Raw genomic sequence first — 14,502 nt, forward strand, 5'->3', positions numbered from 1 at the left:
ACCATGGCGATTATCGAAATGAAAAATCTGTGGAAAGAATACGGTGAACAAGTCGTGCTGGAACGGCTGAACGCCACTGTGGAAGAAGGCGAATTCGTCACCATTGTCGGCGCCTCTGGCTGCGGCAAGACCACCTTCCTGAAACTTCTGCTCGGCACCGAACAAGCCACCCGAGGCGAGCTGCTGCTGGATGGTCAGCGGCTGCCGGCGGAGCCGGACGAAAGCCGTGGCATCGTGTTCCAGCGTTACTCGGTACTCAATCACCTGACCTCTTTGGAAAACGTGATGCTGGGCGGCGAATTGCAGAGCAACCGCTGGCTGGGCATCAGCTTCGGCAAGACACGGCGCCAACTTCGTAAGGATGCCTTGAAAATGCTCGAATCCGTGGGCCTTGGCCAGGCGGTCGACAAGTACCCCCACGAGCTTTCCGGCGGTATGCAGCAGCGCCTTGCACTGGCCCAGGCTCTGATCAAAAAGCCACGGATCCTGCTGCTGGACGAACCTTTTGGCGCCCTGGACCCGGGCATTCGTGCCGACATGCATACGCTGGTGCTGACACTCTGGAAAGAGCAAAAGCTGACCGTGTTCATGATCACCCACGACATTACTGAAGGCTTCTATCTGGGTACACGATTGTGGGTATTCGACAAGCCTCGGCTGGACCCGCAGGCCCCCGACGCCTACGGCGCCCGGGTGACCTACGACTTGCCGGTGGGCGACTGCCAGAGCGGCACCCTCAGCGACATCAACCAGAACGTGGGGCGTACCAGCCGCGTTCTCAACGACACTTTGTAAGACGACAAGGACTTCATCATGAGCGAAAGCCTTTACACCACCACCCTGCCCGGCAGTGCCCACTGGTCCCTGCGCGTACGCCGCGGTATGCAACTGCGTCTCACCGACCCGCAAGGCGGCGCCAATCTCTCAATGCTGATGTACAACCCGGAGATGCCGCTGGAGCGCTATAACGCGCCAGATAGCCTCAAGGGGCAGCACACCTTCAAGCTCACCAAAGGAAATTGCCTGTACTCCGACATGGGCCGTGTCTTCGCCTCCATCGTGGAGGATGAATTTGGCTGGCACGACACCGTGTGCGGCACCCTTAGCGAAAAAGCCCTGCAAGAAAAATATGCCGTGCGTTCCTACCAGGACTGCCACAACCAGTGGACCTTGAGCGGGGAGCACTGCTTCCTCACCGAACTGGCCAAATACGGCCTTACCGAACGGGATATGGCAGCCAATCTGAATCTGTTTTCCAAAGTCGCCGCCGATAACGACGGCAAGCTGGTATTCGATCCATCTGCGGCAAGAGCCGGTGCACACGTCACCCTGCGTTTCGAAATGGACACCCTGGTGATAATGCACACCTGCCCGCATCCACTGAATCCGGCCGAAGACTACCCCATCAAGCCAGTACAAATTGAGATGCTGAAAGCTGCCCCTGTAGCGGACGATGACTACTGCAAAAATGCCCGCCCTGAAAACGGCCGCGCCTTTGAAAACAATCGCCTGTATCACTTGGGCCTGTAATTTTCAGTAAAAGCGCTGTTTGAGGCGCCAAGGAAAGACCCATGATCAAAGAAAGCCAACGTCAACCGGAGCAGGCCTTCTTCCGTGAAGAAGTGGCGGCCGGCGACTATTTCATCCGTATCATCAAGAAAGGCCAGACTGTTCGCCTGCTGGATCTGGAGGGCAACCAGGCTGCCGACACCCTGTTCTACAATGCGGCAGATCCTGCTGAGCGTTACAGCGCCGTGGATACCATCCGTGAACAGGGCAATGTGTATCTCACCGCCGGCACCGTACTGATGAGCAACCGCATGAACCCGTTGCTAAAAATCGTTGCCGATACCTGTGGTCGCCACGACACGCTGGGCGGCGCTTGCGCCACCGAAAGCAATACCGTGCGTTACAGTCTGGAAAAGCGCTGCATGCATGCCTGTCGTGACAGCTGGATGCTGGCCATTAACCAGCACCCGGAATTCCATCTTGCCAAGCAGGACATCACCCACAACATCAACTTCTTTATGAATGTGCCGGTGACGGCCGAAGGCGGCCTGACCTTTGAAGACGGCATTTCTGCCCCGGGTAAATACGTTGAACTGACCGCCTGCATGGATACGCTGATCCTCATTTCCAACTGTCCTCAGTTGAACAATCCCTGCAACGGTTACAACCCGACACCCATTGACGTTCTTATCTGGAACGACTGAGCACCGACCAATTTCCCTGGGGACGACCCCGGCGGCCAAGGCTATAAAGACGGGACGGCCCGTCATCTGTCCCAGAGACAGCCCGACAAGAGAAAAAGTCATGTTCAACAAGGTTTTGATTGCCAATCGCGGTGCCATTGCCACCCGCGTTACCCGTACCCTCCAATCCCTGGGCATCACTTCCATAGCGGTTTTTGCCGAGGCCGACCGCGATTCCCTGCACGTACGTTACGCCGATAAAGCCTTCTGCCTAGGGGAAGGCAATGCCCAGGATACCTATCTGAATCAGGATAAGCTGTTTGCCCTCATGGAAGAACATGGCGTAGAAGCCGTGCACCCCGGTTACGGTTTTCTCAGTGAAAACCCGGACTTTGTGAAGGGCTGTGAAGCCCGCGGCATTGCCTTTATTGGCCCAACGCCCGAACAAATGGACACCTTCGGCCTCAAGCACACCGCTCGTGCCCTGGCAGAAAAAAACGATGTTCCTCTACTGCCAGGTACCGGCCTGCTGAATGATAAAGAGGCGGCACTGAAAGCGGCTGAAAAAATCCGTTATCCGGTCATGCTGAAGAGCACAGCCGGCGGTGGCGGCATCGGCATGCAAATCTGTGACAATGCAGAAAACCTAGACAAGGCTTGGGATAGCGTGCGCCGCCTCAGCGCCAACAATTTTTCCAATGATGGCGTCTTTATAGAAAAATATATCGCCCGCGCCCGTCACATTGAAGTCCAGGTATTCGGTGATGGCAAAGGCCAAGCCGTTACCCTCGGTGAACGCGACTGTTCCGCCCAGCGTCGCCACCAGAAAGTGTTGGAAGAAACACCGGCCCCCAACCTGCCCGATCATGTTCGCCATGAACTGCACGATACTGCACGCACGCTTATGCAAGCGGTGCATTACCGCAATGCCGGCACAGTGGAATTCATTCTCGATCAGGACACCAACACTTTCTACTTTCTGGAAGTGAATACCCGCCTGCAGGTGGAACACGGTGTCACCGAACAGATTTTCGGCGTGGATCTGGTGGAGTGGATGATCAAACTGGCCGCTGGCGAGCTGCCCGCACTGAACTCACTCGGCCCCTTTACTCCCAATGGTCACGCCATTCAGGCGCGGATCTATGCCGAGGACCCGGCCAAGGATTTCCAACCCAGCGCCGGCCTGCTGACTGCTGTCACCTTTCCTGAAGCAGATGGGCAAGCATTGCGTATTGATCACTGGGTGGAAGCCGGGCTTACCGTTTCTCCCCTGTTCGATCCCATGCTAGCCAAGGTCATCATTCATCAAGCCGATCGCGATAGCGCACTGAACGCACTGGCGCAGACCCTGGATGGCATCACCCTGGAAGGTATTGAGACCAACCGGGAATATGTTCGCACCATTCTGGCCAACCCGGTATTTGCGCAAGGGCGAATGACCACCCGCTACCTCAATGATTTCCGTTACCGACCTTTTACCGTAGATGTACTGGCCGGCGGCACCATGACCACAGTACAGGATTACCCTGGCCGGAGTGGCTACTGGCCCGTGGGCGTGCCCCCTTCAGGACCTTTTGACAACCTCAGCTTCCGTCTCGGTAACCGCCTGCTGGGCAACGACGAAGCCGCCGCCGGACTGGAATTCACGCTTAACGGCCCAACGCTGAAATTCAACCAGGCCACCCGCATAGCCCTTACTGGCGCGGACATGCAGGCCTCTCTGGATAGCCGTCCGGTCCCCCCTTATCAGGTCATCCAGGTACAACCAGGTCAGGTGCTAAAACTGGGCAAAGTAAGCGGCGAAGGCGCTCGCGCCTATCTTGCTATTGCCAGCGGCATCCAGTGCACCCCCTATCTGGGCTCACGCAGTACTTTTACCCTCGGCCAGTTCGGTGGTCACGGTGGCCGCGCCCTGCGCACCGGCGATGTGCTGCACTTTTCTGAAGATACAGGCATAACAGCCCGCGTGGAGGTGCCGGCAAGCTTGAAGCCCGAGCTTGGCAAAGCCTGGACCCTGCGGGTGATCTATGGCCCCCATGGCGCCCCGGACTTTTTTACCGACGACGACATGGCCATGTTTTTCTCCACGGACTGGCAAGTGCATTACAACTCCAGCCGGACCGGTATCCGCCTAGTGGGCCCCAAACCAAACTGGGCACGCAGTGATGGTGGCGAGGCCGGCATGCACCCTTCCAACATTCACGACAATGCTTATGCAGTGGGCACAGTGGACTTCACGGGCGACATGCCGGTCATCCTCGGCCCGGACGGGCCGTCACTGGGTGGCTTTGTCTGCCCCGCCACTGTGGTACTGGCCGACCGCTGGAAGCTGGGCCAACTAAAAGCCGGCGATACCCTACGTTTTGAAGCCATCAGCCTGGACGATGCGGATACACTTGCCGCCGAACAAGACCACTGCGTGTCCTCACTCGTTGAGCCGGCTAAACGGGTAAAAAGTGCTGTCATTACCACACCGGTGCTTAATACCCTTAGCAAACAAGAAGCCGGCGTAGACGTGGTTTACCGCGCCGCTGGAGACCGTTATCTACTGGTGGAATACGGCCCCCTAGTGCTGGATCTGCGCCTCCGATTTCGCGCCCATGCGCTCATGCTGTGGCTTGAACAGCAAAAACTCCCCGGCATTATTGAACTGACGCCCGGTATCCGCTCCTTGCAGATCCATTTCAATCCACAGGTTCTTACTCGCCAGCAACTGCTCAAAGACCTAGCCGGTGCCGAACATGCCCTACAGCAGCAGGATGATCTGGAAGTCCCTTCGCGCATCGTACATATCCCGCTAAGCTGGGATGACCAAGCCTGTCATCAAGCCATCGAAAAATACATCCAGTCGGTGCGCAAGGATGCCCCCTGGTGCCCGTCTAATCTGGAATTTATCCGTCGCATCAACGGGCTGGACAGCATTGATGCTGTAAAAAATATTCTGTTCAGCGCCAGCTACGTGGTGATGGGGTTAGGTGATGTCTACCTGGGTGCGCCAGTGGCTACCCCCTACGACCCCCGCCATCGTCTGGTCACCACCAAGTACAACCCCGCCCGTACCTGGACGGCAGAAAACTCCGTGGGCATCGGCGGCGCTTACCTGTGTGTGTACGGCATGGAAGGCCCCGGCGGTTATCAGTTTGTCGGCCGCACCCTGCAGATGTGGAACCGTTACCGCAAAACACGAGTATTCAACCAGCCCTGGCTACTGCGTTTCTTCGACCAGATTCGCTTTTACGAGGTAAGCCACGAAGAACTTAACCAGATTCGCCGAGATTTCCCCAAGGGGGATTACCCACTGAAGGTGGAAGAAACGACCTTCAGCCTCAGTGCTTACCAGCAGTTCCTGGACGACAACCAACAGGATATTGCCACCTTCACCGACGTCCGCAATCAGGCCTTTGATGAAGAACTGCAACGCTGGGTGGACAGTGGCCAGATCAATTTCCAGTCCGAGCAGAATCTAGAGGCAGACAATGGAGCCGAAGAAGTGGATGGCACTCCAGTGGAATCCCCTGTAGCAGGCAACATTTGGAAACTGAACGTGTCCGAAGGCGACCACGTGCAAAAAGGTGACGTGGTGGCTGTGCTTGAATCCATGAAGATGGAAATCGAAATCTACGCCCCGGGCTCAGGAAACGTCATCACTGTTTCCCGCCAGGAAGGTCAGCAGATCAATGCGGGGCAAGCGATCATGGTGCTGGATTGAAAGCCTGTTAAAGAGACTCTGAAAAACTGCAGCCTCTTGATCTGTCCAGAAAGGCCATAACAATATCGCCACCGTTGCTGTTATTGCGATAGCAAGGATGCTTGGATTCATGCCCTACGTATTTTTTCGCGATAGTAGGCGCTCGGAAATGAATGCAAAACGAGGGCTATGAACACGCCTTATTATCTGTGTCGTTGATGCCAATCGACAGTGCGGTTCTCCCCTGCCGCACCGAGGGCGGGCCTAGCGGAATTGCTCGGCATGGCCCCAACGTCCTGGCATTCAACAATACAGATTGCACTCGCGCGCTGATGAACGCCCCAGCCCATTCAGCGCTACCGGCATTTGAGTGAGCAACGCCACCTTCTTTGAAACCCGCCGCCTGTAACACCTGAGCTAATGGCGGGTAGAAACTCGCCCTCTCCTAACGCCGTCACCCACACCTCTAACCCGTTAGCACTCTCTGGCTGCCACTCATTCACCGGCAAGTTATACGCTTAAACTTCCCGCAAGCGCCCTTTCTTCAAGGGCTGTCATTGCTGGCCTTCTGCCGGCGGGGCCGCTTTACCAATTCCCCTAGATAATTCGGACATCGGCAAGCATGAATGGTGCAGCAATCGACACAAAAGGTGCATTCGTAGGAGCAAATATACGCTTGCTCATCGGCGGCCAAGGTGCACTGACATATTTCACAGCTAGAACGCATTTCAAGCATGCACATTTACCCGATTAGTGCGTCTTCACTTTTTCTTTTCCGCAGCGCTCACAACGGTATACCGTCACCAGTTTTCCTTGCTTCACATCAAACTGCTTTTCCTTACAGATCAACCACCTGTGGAACCCGTGCTGGCACATGCCTCTATTCGGCGTTTTCTTTTGCGGTTTCTTGAACGGCAGAATATCGCCCATTCGCTCATCACCGTGAGATCCAATCGTCGCTAGAGCATACCGCAAATTTTGCTTGCCCGTTTTCGATTGGCCAACATAAATACCGCCGCCCAACGGGCAACAAACCCCCGATCAGTCGATCGTTAGGCTCATGGCTGTACCGTTGCCCATGAAATCGGATTCACCCATCGAAGGGGGGCGTACAAACCCGTATAATTCGCCTCCCAAGTAATCACCGGCAGCAACAATGACTGACTTTATTCCCGGCCAGCGCTGGCTGAGCGAATCCGAAACTGAGCTGGGCCTAGGCATCATCAAGGAATTGGATTACCGACTGGTCACCGTGGAATACCCGGCGGTAGAGGAAGAACGCACCTACGCAAAGAACAATGCCCCCTTGTCCAGGGTCACCTTTGACAGCGGCGATACCATTCGCACCGCCGATGAAATGGAGCTAGTGGTCACCGACGTTAACGAGCTTAATGGACTCAAGATCTACATGGCCCACCCCAAGGACGGCAGCCCGGAGGATATCCAGCCGGTACCTGAGACCAATCTTGGCCATACCCTACGACTGACCGCAGCCTTAGACCGCCTGTTATCCAACCAGCTTTCCTCCAACCGCTGGTTCGAGCTGCGTATTGATGCACTCAATGCCCATTGCCGCCAACAGCAATCTGCCATTAAAGGGCTACGGGGCCCTCGCATTGATCTGATTGGTCATCAGCTATACATCGCTGACCAAGTGGCTAATCGCTTTGCCCCCCGGGTTTTGCTTGCCGACGAAGTCGGCTTGGGAAAAACTATTGAAGCAGGGCTGATCCTGCATCAACAGTTGCTCACTGGTCGTGCCAAACGAGTGCTGGTGGTCGTACCATCGCCCCTGGTCCACCAATGGTTTGTGGAAATGGTGCGCCGTTTCAATCTGCATTTTTCCATTTTTGATGCTGAACGCCTGAACGCTCTGCAGCCAGAAACCAGTATCAAAGACATGCTGGCGCAGATTATTGAAGAGGAAAACTCCCCGAACGACGGCGCTGACGAAGCGGCCAGCGGTGACGACAATCCCTTCCTCAGTGAACAGCTGATTTTGTGCAGCACGGACTTTCTAAGCGAGTGCGACATTGAGCAACTGGCAGCTGCCGATTGGGACTTGCTGGTGGTCGACGAAGCTCACCACCTGGAATGGTCAGCACAACAGGCCAGCGACGATTACCAGCGCGTGGAAACCATTGCCAAGCAAGCCCGAGGCCTACTGCTGCTTACCGCTACCCCGGAACAGCTCGGTCTTGAAAGCCACTATGCTCGATTACGCCTGCTCGACCCGGAACGCTACCCCAGCCTAGAGGCTTTCAAGGAAGAACAAACCCATTATCAAGACGTGGCAGCGCTGGCCGGCCGACTGCACGATGAATCCAAATGGGATGAGGCACTCAAGCAGGAAGCCGTGGCCCTACTACCAGACATGGACATTGACGAAAGCAACCGCGAAGCGATTCAAGCAGAACTGCTGGATCGCTCAGGCCCCGGCCGCGTCATGTTCCGTAACACCCGCCACAACATTGCCGGCTTCCCGGCACGTCACGTACACGGCATCCCTCTTACGCTGCCAGACGAGTACAAATACGACAGCGACGAAGAAATTGACGGCCATTTGCACCCGGAAACCCTGTTCCACGATGATCGTTGGTGCACCTTGGACCCTCGCGTCACTTGGCTGGAAAACTTTTTCAAACAGCATCGCCACGACAAGGTACTGGTGATCTGTGCTAGCAAGAATACCGCCACCGACCTGCATGCCCACTGCAACTACAAGCTAGGCATGAACGTGGCCATGTTCCATGAAGATATGGACCTGATCGAACGCGACCGGGCCGCCGCTTTCTTTGCCGACGACTTTGATGGCGCCCAAGCACTGATTTGCTCGGAGATCGGCTCTGAAGGCCGTAACTTCCAGTTCGCTCATCATCTAGTCCTGCTGGATTTACCCCTAAACCCTGATCTGCTCGAACAGCGTATCGGCCGCTTGGACCGTATCGGCCAAACCGACGACATCCAGATTCACGTGCCCTACTTCGAGCAACACGCTCAGGAAGTACTGTTCCGCTGGTACCACGAGGGCATGAACGCGTTCGAGCACACCAACCCGGCTGGCCACGATATTTACCTGCGGAGCCGCGACGCACTAGAGCCTCTGCTTACCGGTGACCCGGAATACACTGCCATCGAAGCACTGGTGGACGATACACGCGCCATTACCACCGAGCTACACACACTGCTTGAAACCGGGCGTGACCGCCTGCTGGAGCTGAGCTCATTTGATGGTGAGCGCGCAGAAACCCTGATCTCCGATTTGATTGCCGCAGATGAGGACAGCCCACTGCCTTTCATGCAACGCATCTTTGATCGTTATGGTGTCGAACAGGAAGATCACTCCGATACCGCAGTGATACTCAAACCCGGCCCCCACATGCGTGATGCCTTTCCCTCCCTGCCAGAAGAAGGGGTCACCATGACCGATAACCGTGCCACCGCATTGGCACGGGACGACATGCAGTTTCTCACCTGGGAGCACCCCATGGTTACTGGCAGCTTGGAAATGATGCTCACTGAGCATCGTGGTAAAGCGGCTGTTAGCCTGCTGAAAAACCCCAAAATCAAAGCCGGCACACTGCTTATCGAAGCTATTTACACCGTAGATGCTGTCGCCCCGAAACATCTTCAGGCAGATCGCTTTTTACCCACCACGGTGATCCGTCACCTTCTTGATGCCAATGGCAAAAATATCAGCCAGGCGATCAGTCACGACGGTTTAAGCCAGCAATGCCACAAAATGGATAAGCCGCTGAGCCGCAAAATTGTCGGCAGCCAAAAGGCCTTGCTGGAAAAACTGCTCAAAGCCGATGACATTAGCGCCAGCCAGGAGGCAGAAAGTATCATCACCGCTGCCCAGCAAAAAATGCGCGAGAAACAGGCCCATGAGCTGGCTCGCCTTAAAGCGCTGCAAGCCAAAAACCCGGCGGTAAGGCACGCAGAAATCGACGCACTGGAAGACCAAACCCAGGCGCTGGAAAAATGCCTCGGCGAAGCCCGTTGTCAGCTTGAAGCCGTACGCATCATTGTCGCGGGAGGAGATTAACCATGAGCGAGCTATTACGTTTTGTTGAAATCGAACCCGCCACAGAAGCCACCGCCAGCGTTATCTGGCTGCACGGCCTAGGTGCCAGTGGCCACGATTTCGAACCTATTGTGCCTGAGCTGCAGCTGCCGGCAGATTTAGCCGTACGGTTTGTGTTTCCTCACGCACCGCAAATCCCCGTTACCGTCAATGGCGGCATGGTCATGCCTGCCTGGTACGATATTCTCGCCATGGATATCGATCGCAAAGTTGACGAGGCAGGAGTACTGGCATCTGCCAGAGCGGTGGAGATGCTAATCGAGCGAGAAATCGCCCGAGGCATCCCCAGCAAACGGATCATCATCGCCGGTTTTTCTCAGGGTGGCGCCGTTGCCTATCAAGCCGCTTTGCGCTACCCCAAACCCCTTGCCGGCCTGCTCACCCTGTCCACCTATATGGCCATGCCGGTAATACCCAGCGATGCCAACGCCACACTGCCGGTTATGATTTGCCACGGCAGCATGGATCCGGTGGTTCCTGAGCAATTAGGCCAACGAGCCGCAGCCACCCTGAGTGAGCTGGGTTACTCACCACAATACAAAAGCTATCCTATGGAGCACATGGTCTGCCTAGAGCAAATTCGGGATATTGGCCAATGGCTGAATGAACGGCTAATGCCGCCTAACCAATGACGAATTCATAAGTAAAACACAGCTTCAAATCTGTCGCAGACAGACCAGTAAAGAGGCGAGTACTTGGCGTCTGCGACGCCTTCCAGTTTCTGAGCTTTAACCGTTTTTGATGATCCCTACGCGTTTTTTGCACATTCCATCGCCATACTGGTACCCATACTCTTTCGACAAAGGGGACCCATATGAAAACGGCTTCCGTCTTTACTCTTACTGCCCTGCTTGGCCTTAGCGCAATTTCCACTTTTGCCGAAGCTAGCCCGCCTTGGGAGAATGGCCAGCGCGATACTCGCACTCATGTTCAGTTGGTGGATAACCGCCGTGATTATTCCAAATATCGCTACAGCTCTCGCGAGCGTGAGGTCCTTCGTCAACGTTTGAGCCAGCGTGAGTTTGACGCCCTGCCTCCTGGCTTGCAGAAGAAAATGGCCCGAGGCGGCGAGTTGCCGCCAGGTTGGCAAAAGAAACTGCAGAAAGGCCAATACCTTCCCGACACGCTCTACTACAACAGCGAGCGATTACCTTCATACAGCGGCATTCGTCATATTGACGGTGTCAGCGACGTCATCATCGATAATGAGGTGGTTCGGGTGATTGATGCGACTCAGACAATCATTGATGTATTCGGGCTTCGTTGAGGTCCACTCAGGTAAATGCCGTCTCGTCGTCCGAAACGCCGATGCCCTGAATACAGCATTAAACTTTCAAACAAAAAAGCCGCGCTTCTTTCGAAGCGCGGCTTTTTACGTGTTACTTATCGCGTGGCGCGTGCAGCGCCGCCGATTACAACCAATACACCGTAATAAACAAGAACAACCACACCACGTCCACAAAGTGCCAATACCAGGCACCGGCTTCCCAGGCAAAGTTATTCTCTTCATCAAAGTGGCCCTTGATCACACGCAGCAAGGTCACGAATAAGAAGATGGTACCGATGGTTACGTGCGCACCATGGAACCCAGTGAGCAGGAAGAACAGGCTGCCGTAGATACCCGCATCCAACGTCAATCCGAGCTCGGTATAAGCATGAATATATTCTTCCACCTGCAAGAACAGGAAGATCACACCGAGGATCACTGTAGCCGCCTGGAAGGCAATCACAGTGCCACGCTTGCCTTCTAACAAGGCGTGGTGAGCGATTGTCAGGGTTACAGAGGACACCAACAGGATAGCCGTGTTGATCGCTGGCAAGCCCCATGCGCCCATGGCTTGTGTGGTATCACCCGCAGGGGTCACAGTCAGCGGCCACATGGCTTGAAAGTTCGGCCATAGCAGTTCGTGGGTCATGGCGTTGCTGCCTTCCCCAGACAACCAAGGCAGGATCAGCCAACGGGTGTAGAACATAGCGCCAAAGAAGGCCGCAAAGAACATTACCTCAGAAAAGATAAACCACAGCATGCCCTGACGGTAGGAACCGCCCAACTGATTGCTGTGCAGGCCACCGACGGACTCCTTAATAGTGTCACGCCACCACAGGGCGATCACTACCAGCAACCAGGTCAGGCCTAGGAAGAATAGCGGTTTACCAATGAAGCTAGGCTCCATATCCGCCATGGTGCTCTGCTGAATAAAATGCGCACCGCCGATAGCGGTCATGAACAAACCTATGGAAGCCGTCAACGGCCAAGGGCTGCTCTCTGGAACGTAGTATTTTTCAGTAGCCATTAAAAAATCTCCTCTACAACCGGCTGTTCTAGTTCACAGCCACGCTGTTGTTTTTACCGGCGACCCGCTCTGTCACATCGAAGATCGTGTATGACAGAGTGAATTGATTAATGTGACTGGGAATTTCTGGATCCAGATAAAAAATCATCGGCATATCCTTGCGCTCACCCGCTAGCAGCGTCTGCTGATCGAAGCAGAAACACTGGGTCTTATGCAGGTATCGAGCCGCTTCCCCCGGTGTTACTGACGGGATGCTTTGGGTAATCATATCCGATGAAGTCGGGTTGCTTGCAAAAAAATGCACCAGTGTAATTTCCCCCGGATGCACCTTTACTCGCTTGGTCTCAGAAGAGAACTCTCCACTGATCCCACCCCCCTTCTGGGTAATAAATTCCACTGTCACAGTGCGGTCTGCCACCACATTTTCTGGCACTTGAGTGGCAGCAGTACTGGATGTTTTTCCATTCAGCCCGGTGACATCACAGATAACGTTATAAAAGGGCACCATAAGGAAAGCGAAGCCAAACATGGCCACCGCCCAGATCAACAGCTTTTTCAGCGTGCGCTTATTGCGCTGTTCAACACTGAGCTGCTCGTCGCCCATGGTGCTCCTCCGTCAGTTTCTGTTACTTCACCACCGGCGGGGTCTCAAAGGTATGGAACGGCGCCGGAGACGGCACTTCCCATTCCAGACCTTCCGCACCTTCCCATGGTTTAGCCGGGGCTTTCTCGCCTTTCTTCAGGGCACACAGCACAGCCACCGCCAAGAAAAACAGCTGCGACAAGCCGAACCAGAAGCCACCAATGGAAATCCAGAAGTTGTAGTCCGCAAACTGCAGCGCGTAGTCAGCGTAACGACGCGGCATACCCGCCAAGCCCACAAAGTGCATGGGGAAGAACAGCAGGTTGGCGGAAATCAAAGAGTTCCAAAAGTGTAGTTCACCCAGGGTTTTGTTAGGCATGATGCCAGACCACTTCGGCAGCCAATAATAGGCAGCAGCGTAAATGGAGAAGATCGCGCCAGTCACCAATACGTAGTGGAAATGCGCCACCACGAAATAGGTATCATGATACTGGAAGTCTACCGGGGTAATCGCCAGCATCAAACCGGACAGACCGCCGCAGGTAAACAACACCACAAAGGCAATCGCCCACTTCATTGGCAGTTCGAAGGTCATAGATCCGCGCCACATGGTGGCCACCCAGTTGAACACCTTCACGCCGGTAGGCACAGAGATCAACATGGTCATGTACATGAAGAATAAGGTGCCCGCCAACGGCATACCTACAGTGAACATGTGGTGGGCCCATACCACGAAGGACAGCAGGGCAATGGACGCGGTGGCGTACACCATGGAGGCGTAACCGAACAACGGCTTGCGAGCAAACGCCGGAATGATCGCTGACACGATACCGAAGCTCGGCAGGATCATGATGTACACTTCAGGATGCCCGAAGAACCAAAACACGTGCTGGAATAATACTGGATCACCACCACCGGCAGCATCGAAGAAGCTGGTTCCGAAATGACGGTCCGTCAGCATCATGGTTACCGCACCGGCCAGAACTGGAATGACCGCGATCAGCAGGAAGGCAGTGATTAGCCAAGTCCATACGAACAGCGGCATCTTCATCAATGTCATGCCAGGGGCACGCATATTGAAGACCGTTACCACCACGTTGATAGCACCCATGATGGAGGAGATACCCATCATGTGAACCGACAGAATGAACAAATCGGTGGACGCCGGCCCGTACTTGGTGGACAACGGCGCGTAGAAGGTCCAGCCAAAGTTCGGAGCGCTAGGATTGCCGGCACCGAACGCACTCAACACCACTGAACCAATCAGAATGGTGAAAGCGAAAGGCAGAATCCAGAAAGACCAGTTATTCATCCGCGGTAGCGCCATATCTGGCGCACCAATCATCAAGGGAATCATCCAGTTAGCTAAGCCAACAGTGGCAGGCATCACCGCGCCAAATACCATGGCCAAGCCGTGCACGGTGGTCAGCTGATTGAAGAACTCCGGATCCACGAACTGCATGCCGGGCTCGAGTAGCTCGGCACGAATCACCATGGCCAAGAAACCGCCGGACAGGAACATGGCGAAGCTGAACCACAGGTACAAGGTACCAATATCTTTGTGGTTGGTGCTGAACAGCCAACGTTTCAGGCCGGTCGGGGCGTGGTGGTGATCGTGATGATCATCATGGGTTGCAGCTGCAGTAGACATTGCTATC

General features: G+C 55.0%; 12 protein-coding genes. 7 read left to right on the top strand and 5 right to left on the bottom strand.

Translation table 11 applies throughout. From position 1 onward, the window contains the following. The first annotated feature begins 3 nt into the window (after positions 1 to 3). The 4 genes from AS19_RS09745 (at position 4) to uca (ending at position 5,901) form a co-directional block, all read left to right on the top strand. Entirely contained in the window at positions 4 to 795 is a 792-nt protein-coding gene (locus AS19_RS09745; protein WP_011589168.1) for an ATP-binding cassette domain-containing protein, read from the top strand. An 18-nt stretch (positions 796 to 813) separates the two neighbouring features. Next, on the top strand, positions 814 to 1,530 hold the full coding sequence (locus tag AS19_RS09750; protein ID WP_011589169.1) for an urea amidolyase associated protein UAAP1: 717 nt from the start codon (positions 814 to 816) through the stop codon (positions 1,528 to 1,530). Positions 1,531 to 1,571: 41 nt separating this feature from the next. After that, a complete protein-coding gene (locus AS19_RS09755; protein ID WP_011589170.1) occupies positions 1,572 to 2,213 on the top strand; it encodes an urea amidolyase associated protein UAAP2 in 642 nt (213 codons plus the stop codon). A gap of 100 nt (positions 2,214 to 2,313) precedes the next feature. After that, positions 2,314 to 5,901 carry an urea carboxylase gene (uca, locus tag AS19_RS09760; protein WP_011589171.1) on the top strand — a complete coding sequence of 1,196 codons (3,588 nt, stop codon included), beginning with the start codon at positions 2,314 to 2,316 and terminating at the stop codon, positions 5,899 to 5,901. A 523-nt stretch (positions 5,902 to 6,424) separates the two neighbouring features. Here the strand turns inward: uca and AS19_RS09765 are convergent. After that, the gene (locus AS19_RS09765; protein ID WP_332370058.1) at positions 6,425 to 6,622 is read right to left on the bottom strand and encodes a DUF1272 domain-containing protein; all 198 of its coding nucleotides are present in this window, start codon (positions 6,620 to 6,622) and stop codon (positions 6,425 to 6,427) included. Positions 6,623 to 6,630: 8 nt separating this feature from the next. Then, positions 6,631 to 6,810 (bottom strand): hypothetical protein, encoded by a 180-nt coding sequence (locus AS19_RS09770; RefSeq protein ID WP_035461419.1) that lies wholly within the window; start codon positions 6,808 to 6,810, stop codon positions 6,631 to 6,633. 226 nt (positions 6,811 to 7,036) lie between these two features. Here AS19_RS09770 and rapA point away from each other — a divergent pair, with 226 nt between their 5' ends. The 3 genes from rapA to AS19_RS09785 all read left to right on the top strand — a co-directional run bounded on the left by rapA (position 7,037) and on the right by AS19_RS09785 (position 11,234). Beyond that, positions 7,037 to 9,928 (top strand): RNA polymerase-associated protein RapA, encoded by a 2,892-nt coding sequence (gene rapA / locus AS19_RS09775; protein ID WP_046962015.1) that lies wholly within the window; start codon positions 7,037 to 7,039, stop codon positions 9,926 to 9,928. Positions 9,929 to 9,930: 2 nt separating this feature from the next. Next, a complete protein-coding gene (locus tag AS19_RS09780) occupies positions 9,931 to 10,599 on the top strand; it encodes an alpha/beta hydrolase (protein ID WP_011589174.1) in 669 nt (222 codons plus the stop codon). 182 nt (positions 10,600 to 10,781) lie between these two features. Continuing rightward, the gene (locus AS19_RS09785) at positions 10,782 to 11,234 is read left to right on the top strand and encodes a hypothetical protein (protein ID WP_046962016.1); all 453 of its coding nucleotides are present in this window, start codon (positions 10,782 to 10,784) and stop codon (positions 11,232 to 11,234) included. Positions 11,235 to 11,379: 145 nt separating this feature from the next. Here AS19_RS09785 and AS19_RS09790 read toward each other — a convergent pair whose 3' ends face one another. Genes AS19_RS09790 through ctaD form a run of 3 tightly spaced genes read right to left on the bottom strand, consistent with a single transcriptional unit; the run spans position 11,380 to position 14,495 of the window. Continuing rightward, positions 11,380 to 12,261, bottom strand: coding sequence for a cytochrome c oxidase subunit 3 (locus tag AS19_RS09790; RefSeq protein ID WP_011589176.1), 882 nt, complete (start codon positions 12,259 to 12,261; stop codon positions 11,380 to 11,382). Between the two features lie 28 nt (positions 12,262 to 12,289). Beyond that, positions 12,290 to 12,865, bottom strand: a complete 576-nt coding sequence (locus AS19_RS09795; protein ID WP_011589177.1) for a cytochrome c oxidase assembly protein — start codon at positions 12,863 to 12,865, stop codon at positions 12,290 to 12,292. A gap of 22 nt (positions 12,866 to 12,887) precedes the next feature. Beyond that, complete coding sequence (ctaD, locus tag AS19_RS09800) at positions 12,888 to 14,495, bottom strand: cytochrome c oxidase subunit I (protein WP_011589178.1); 1,608 nt, start codon at positions 14,493 to 14,495, stop codon at positions 12,888 to 12,890. Between the last annotated feature and the right edge of the window lie 7 nt (positions 14,496 to 14,502).

The sequence above is a fragment of the Alcanivorax sp. NBRC 101098 genome (assembly GCF_001010505.1).
GTDB classification, from domain to species: domain Bacteria; phylum Pseudomonadota; class Gammaproteobacteria; order Pseudomonadales; family Alcanivoracaceae; genus Alcanivorax; species Alcanivorax borkumensis.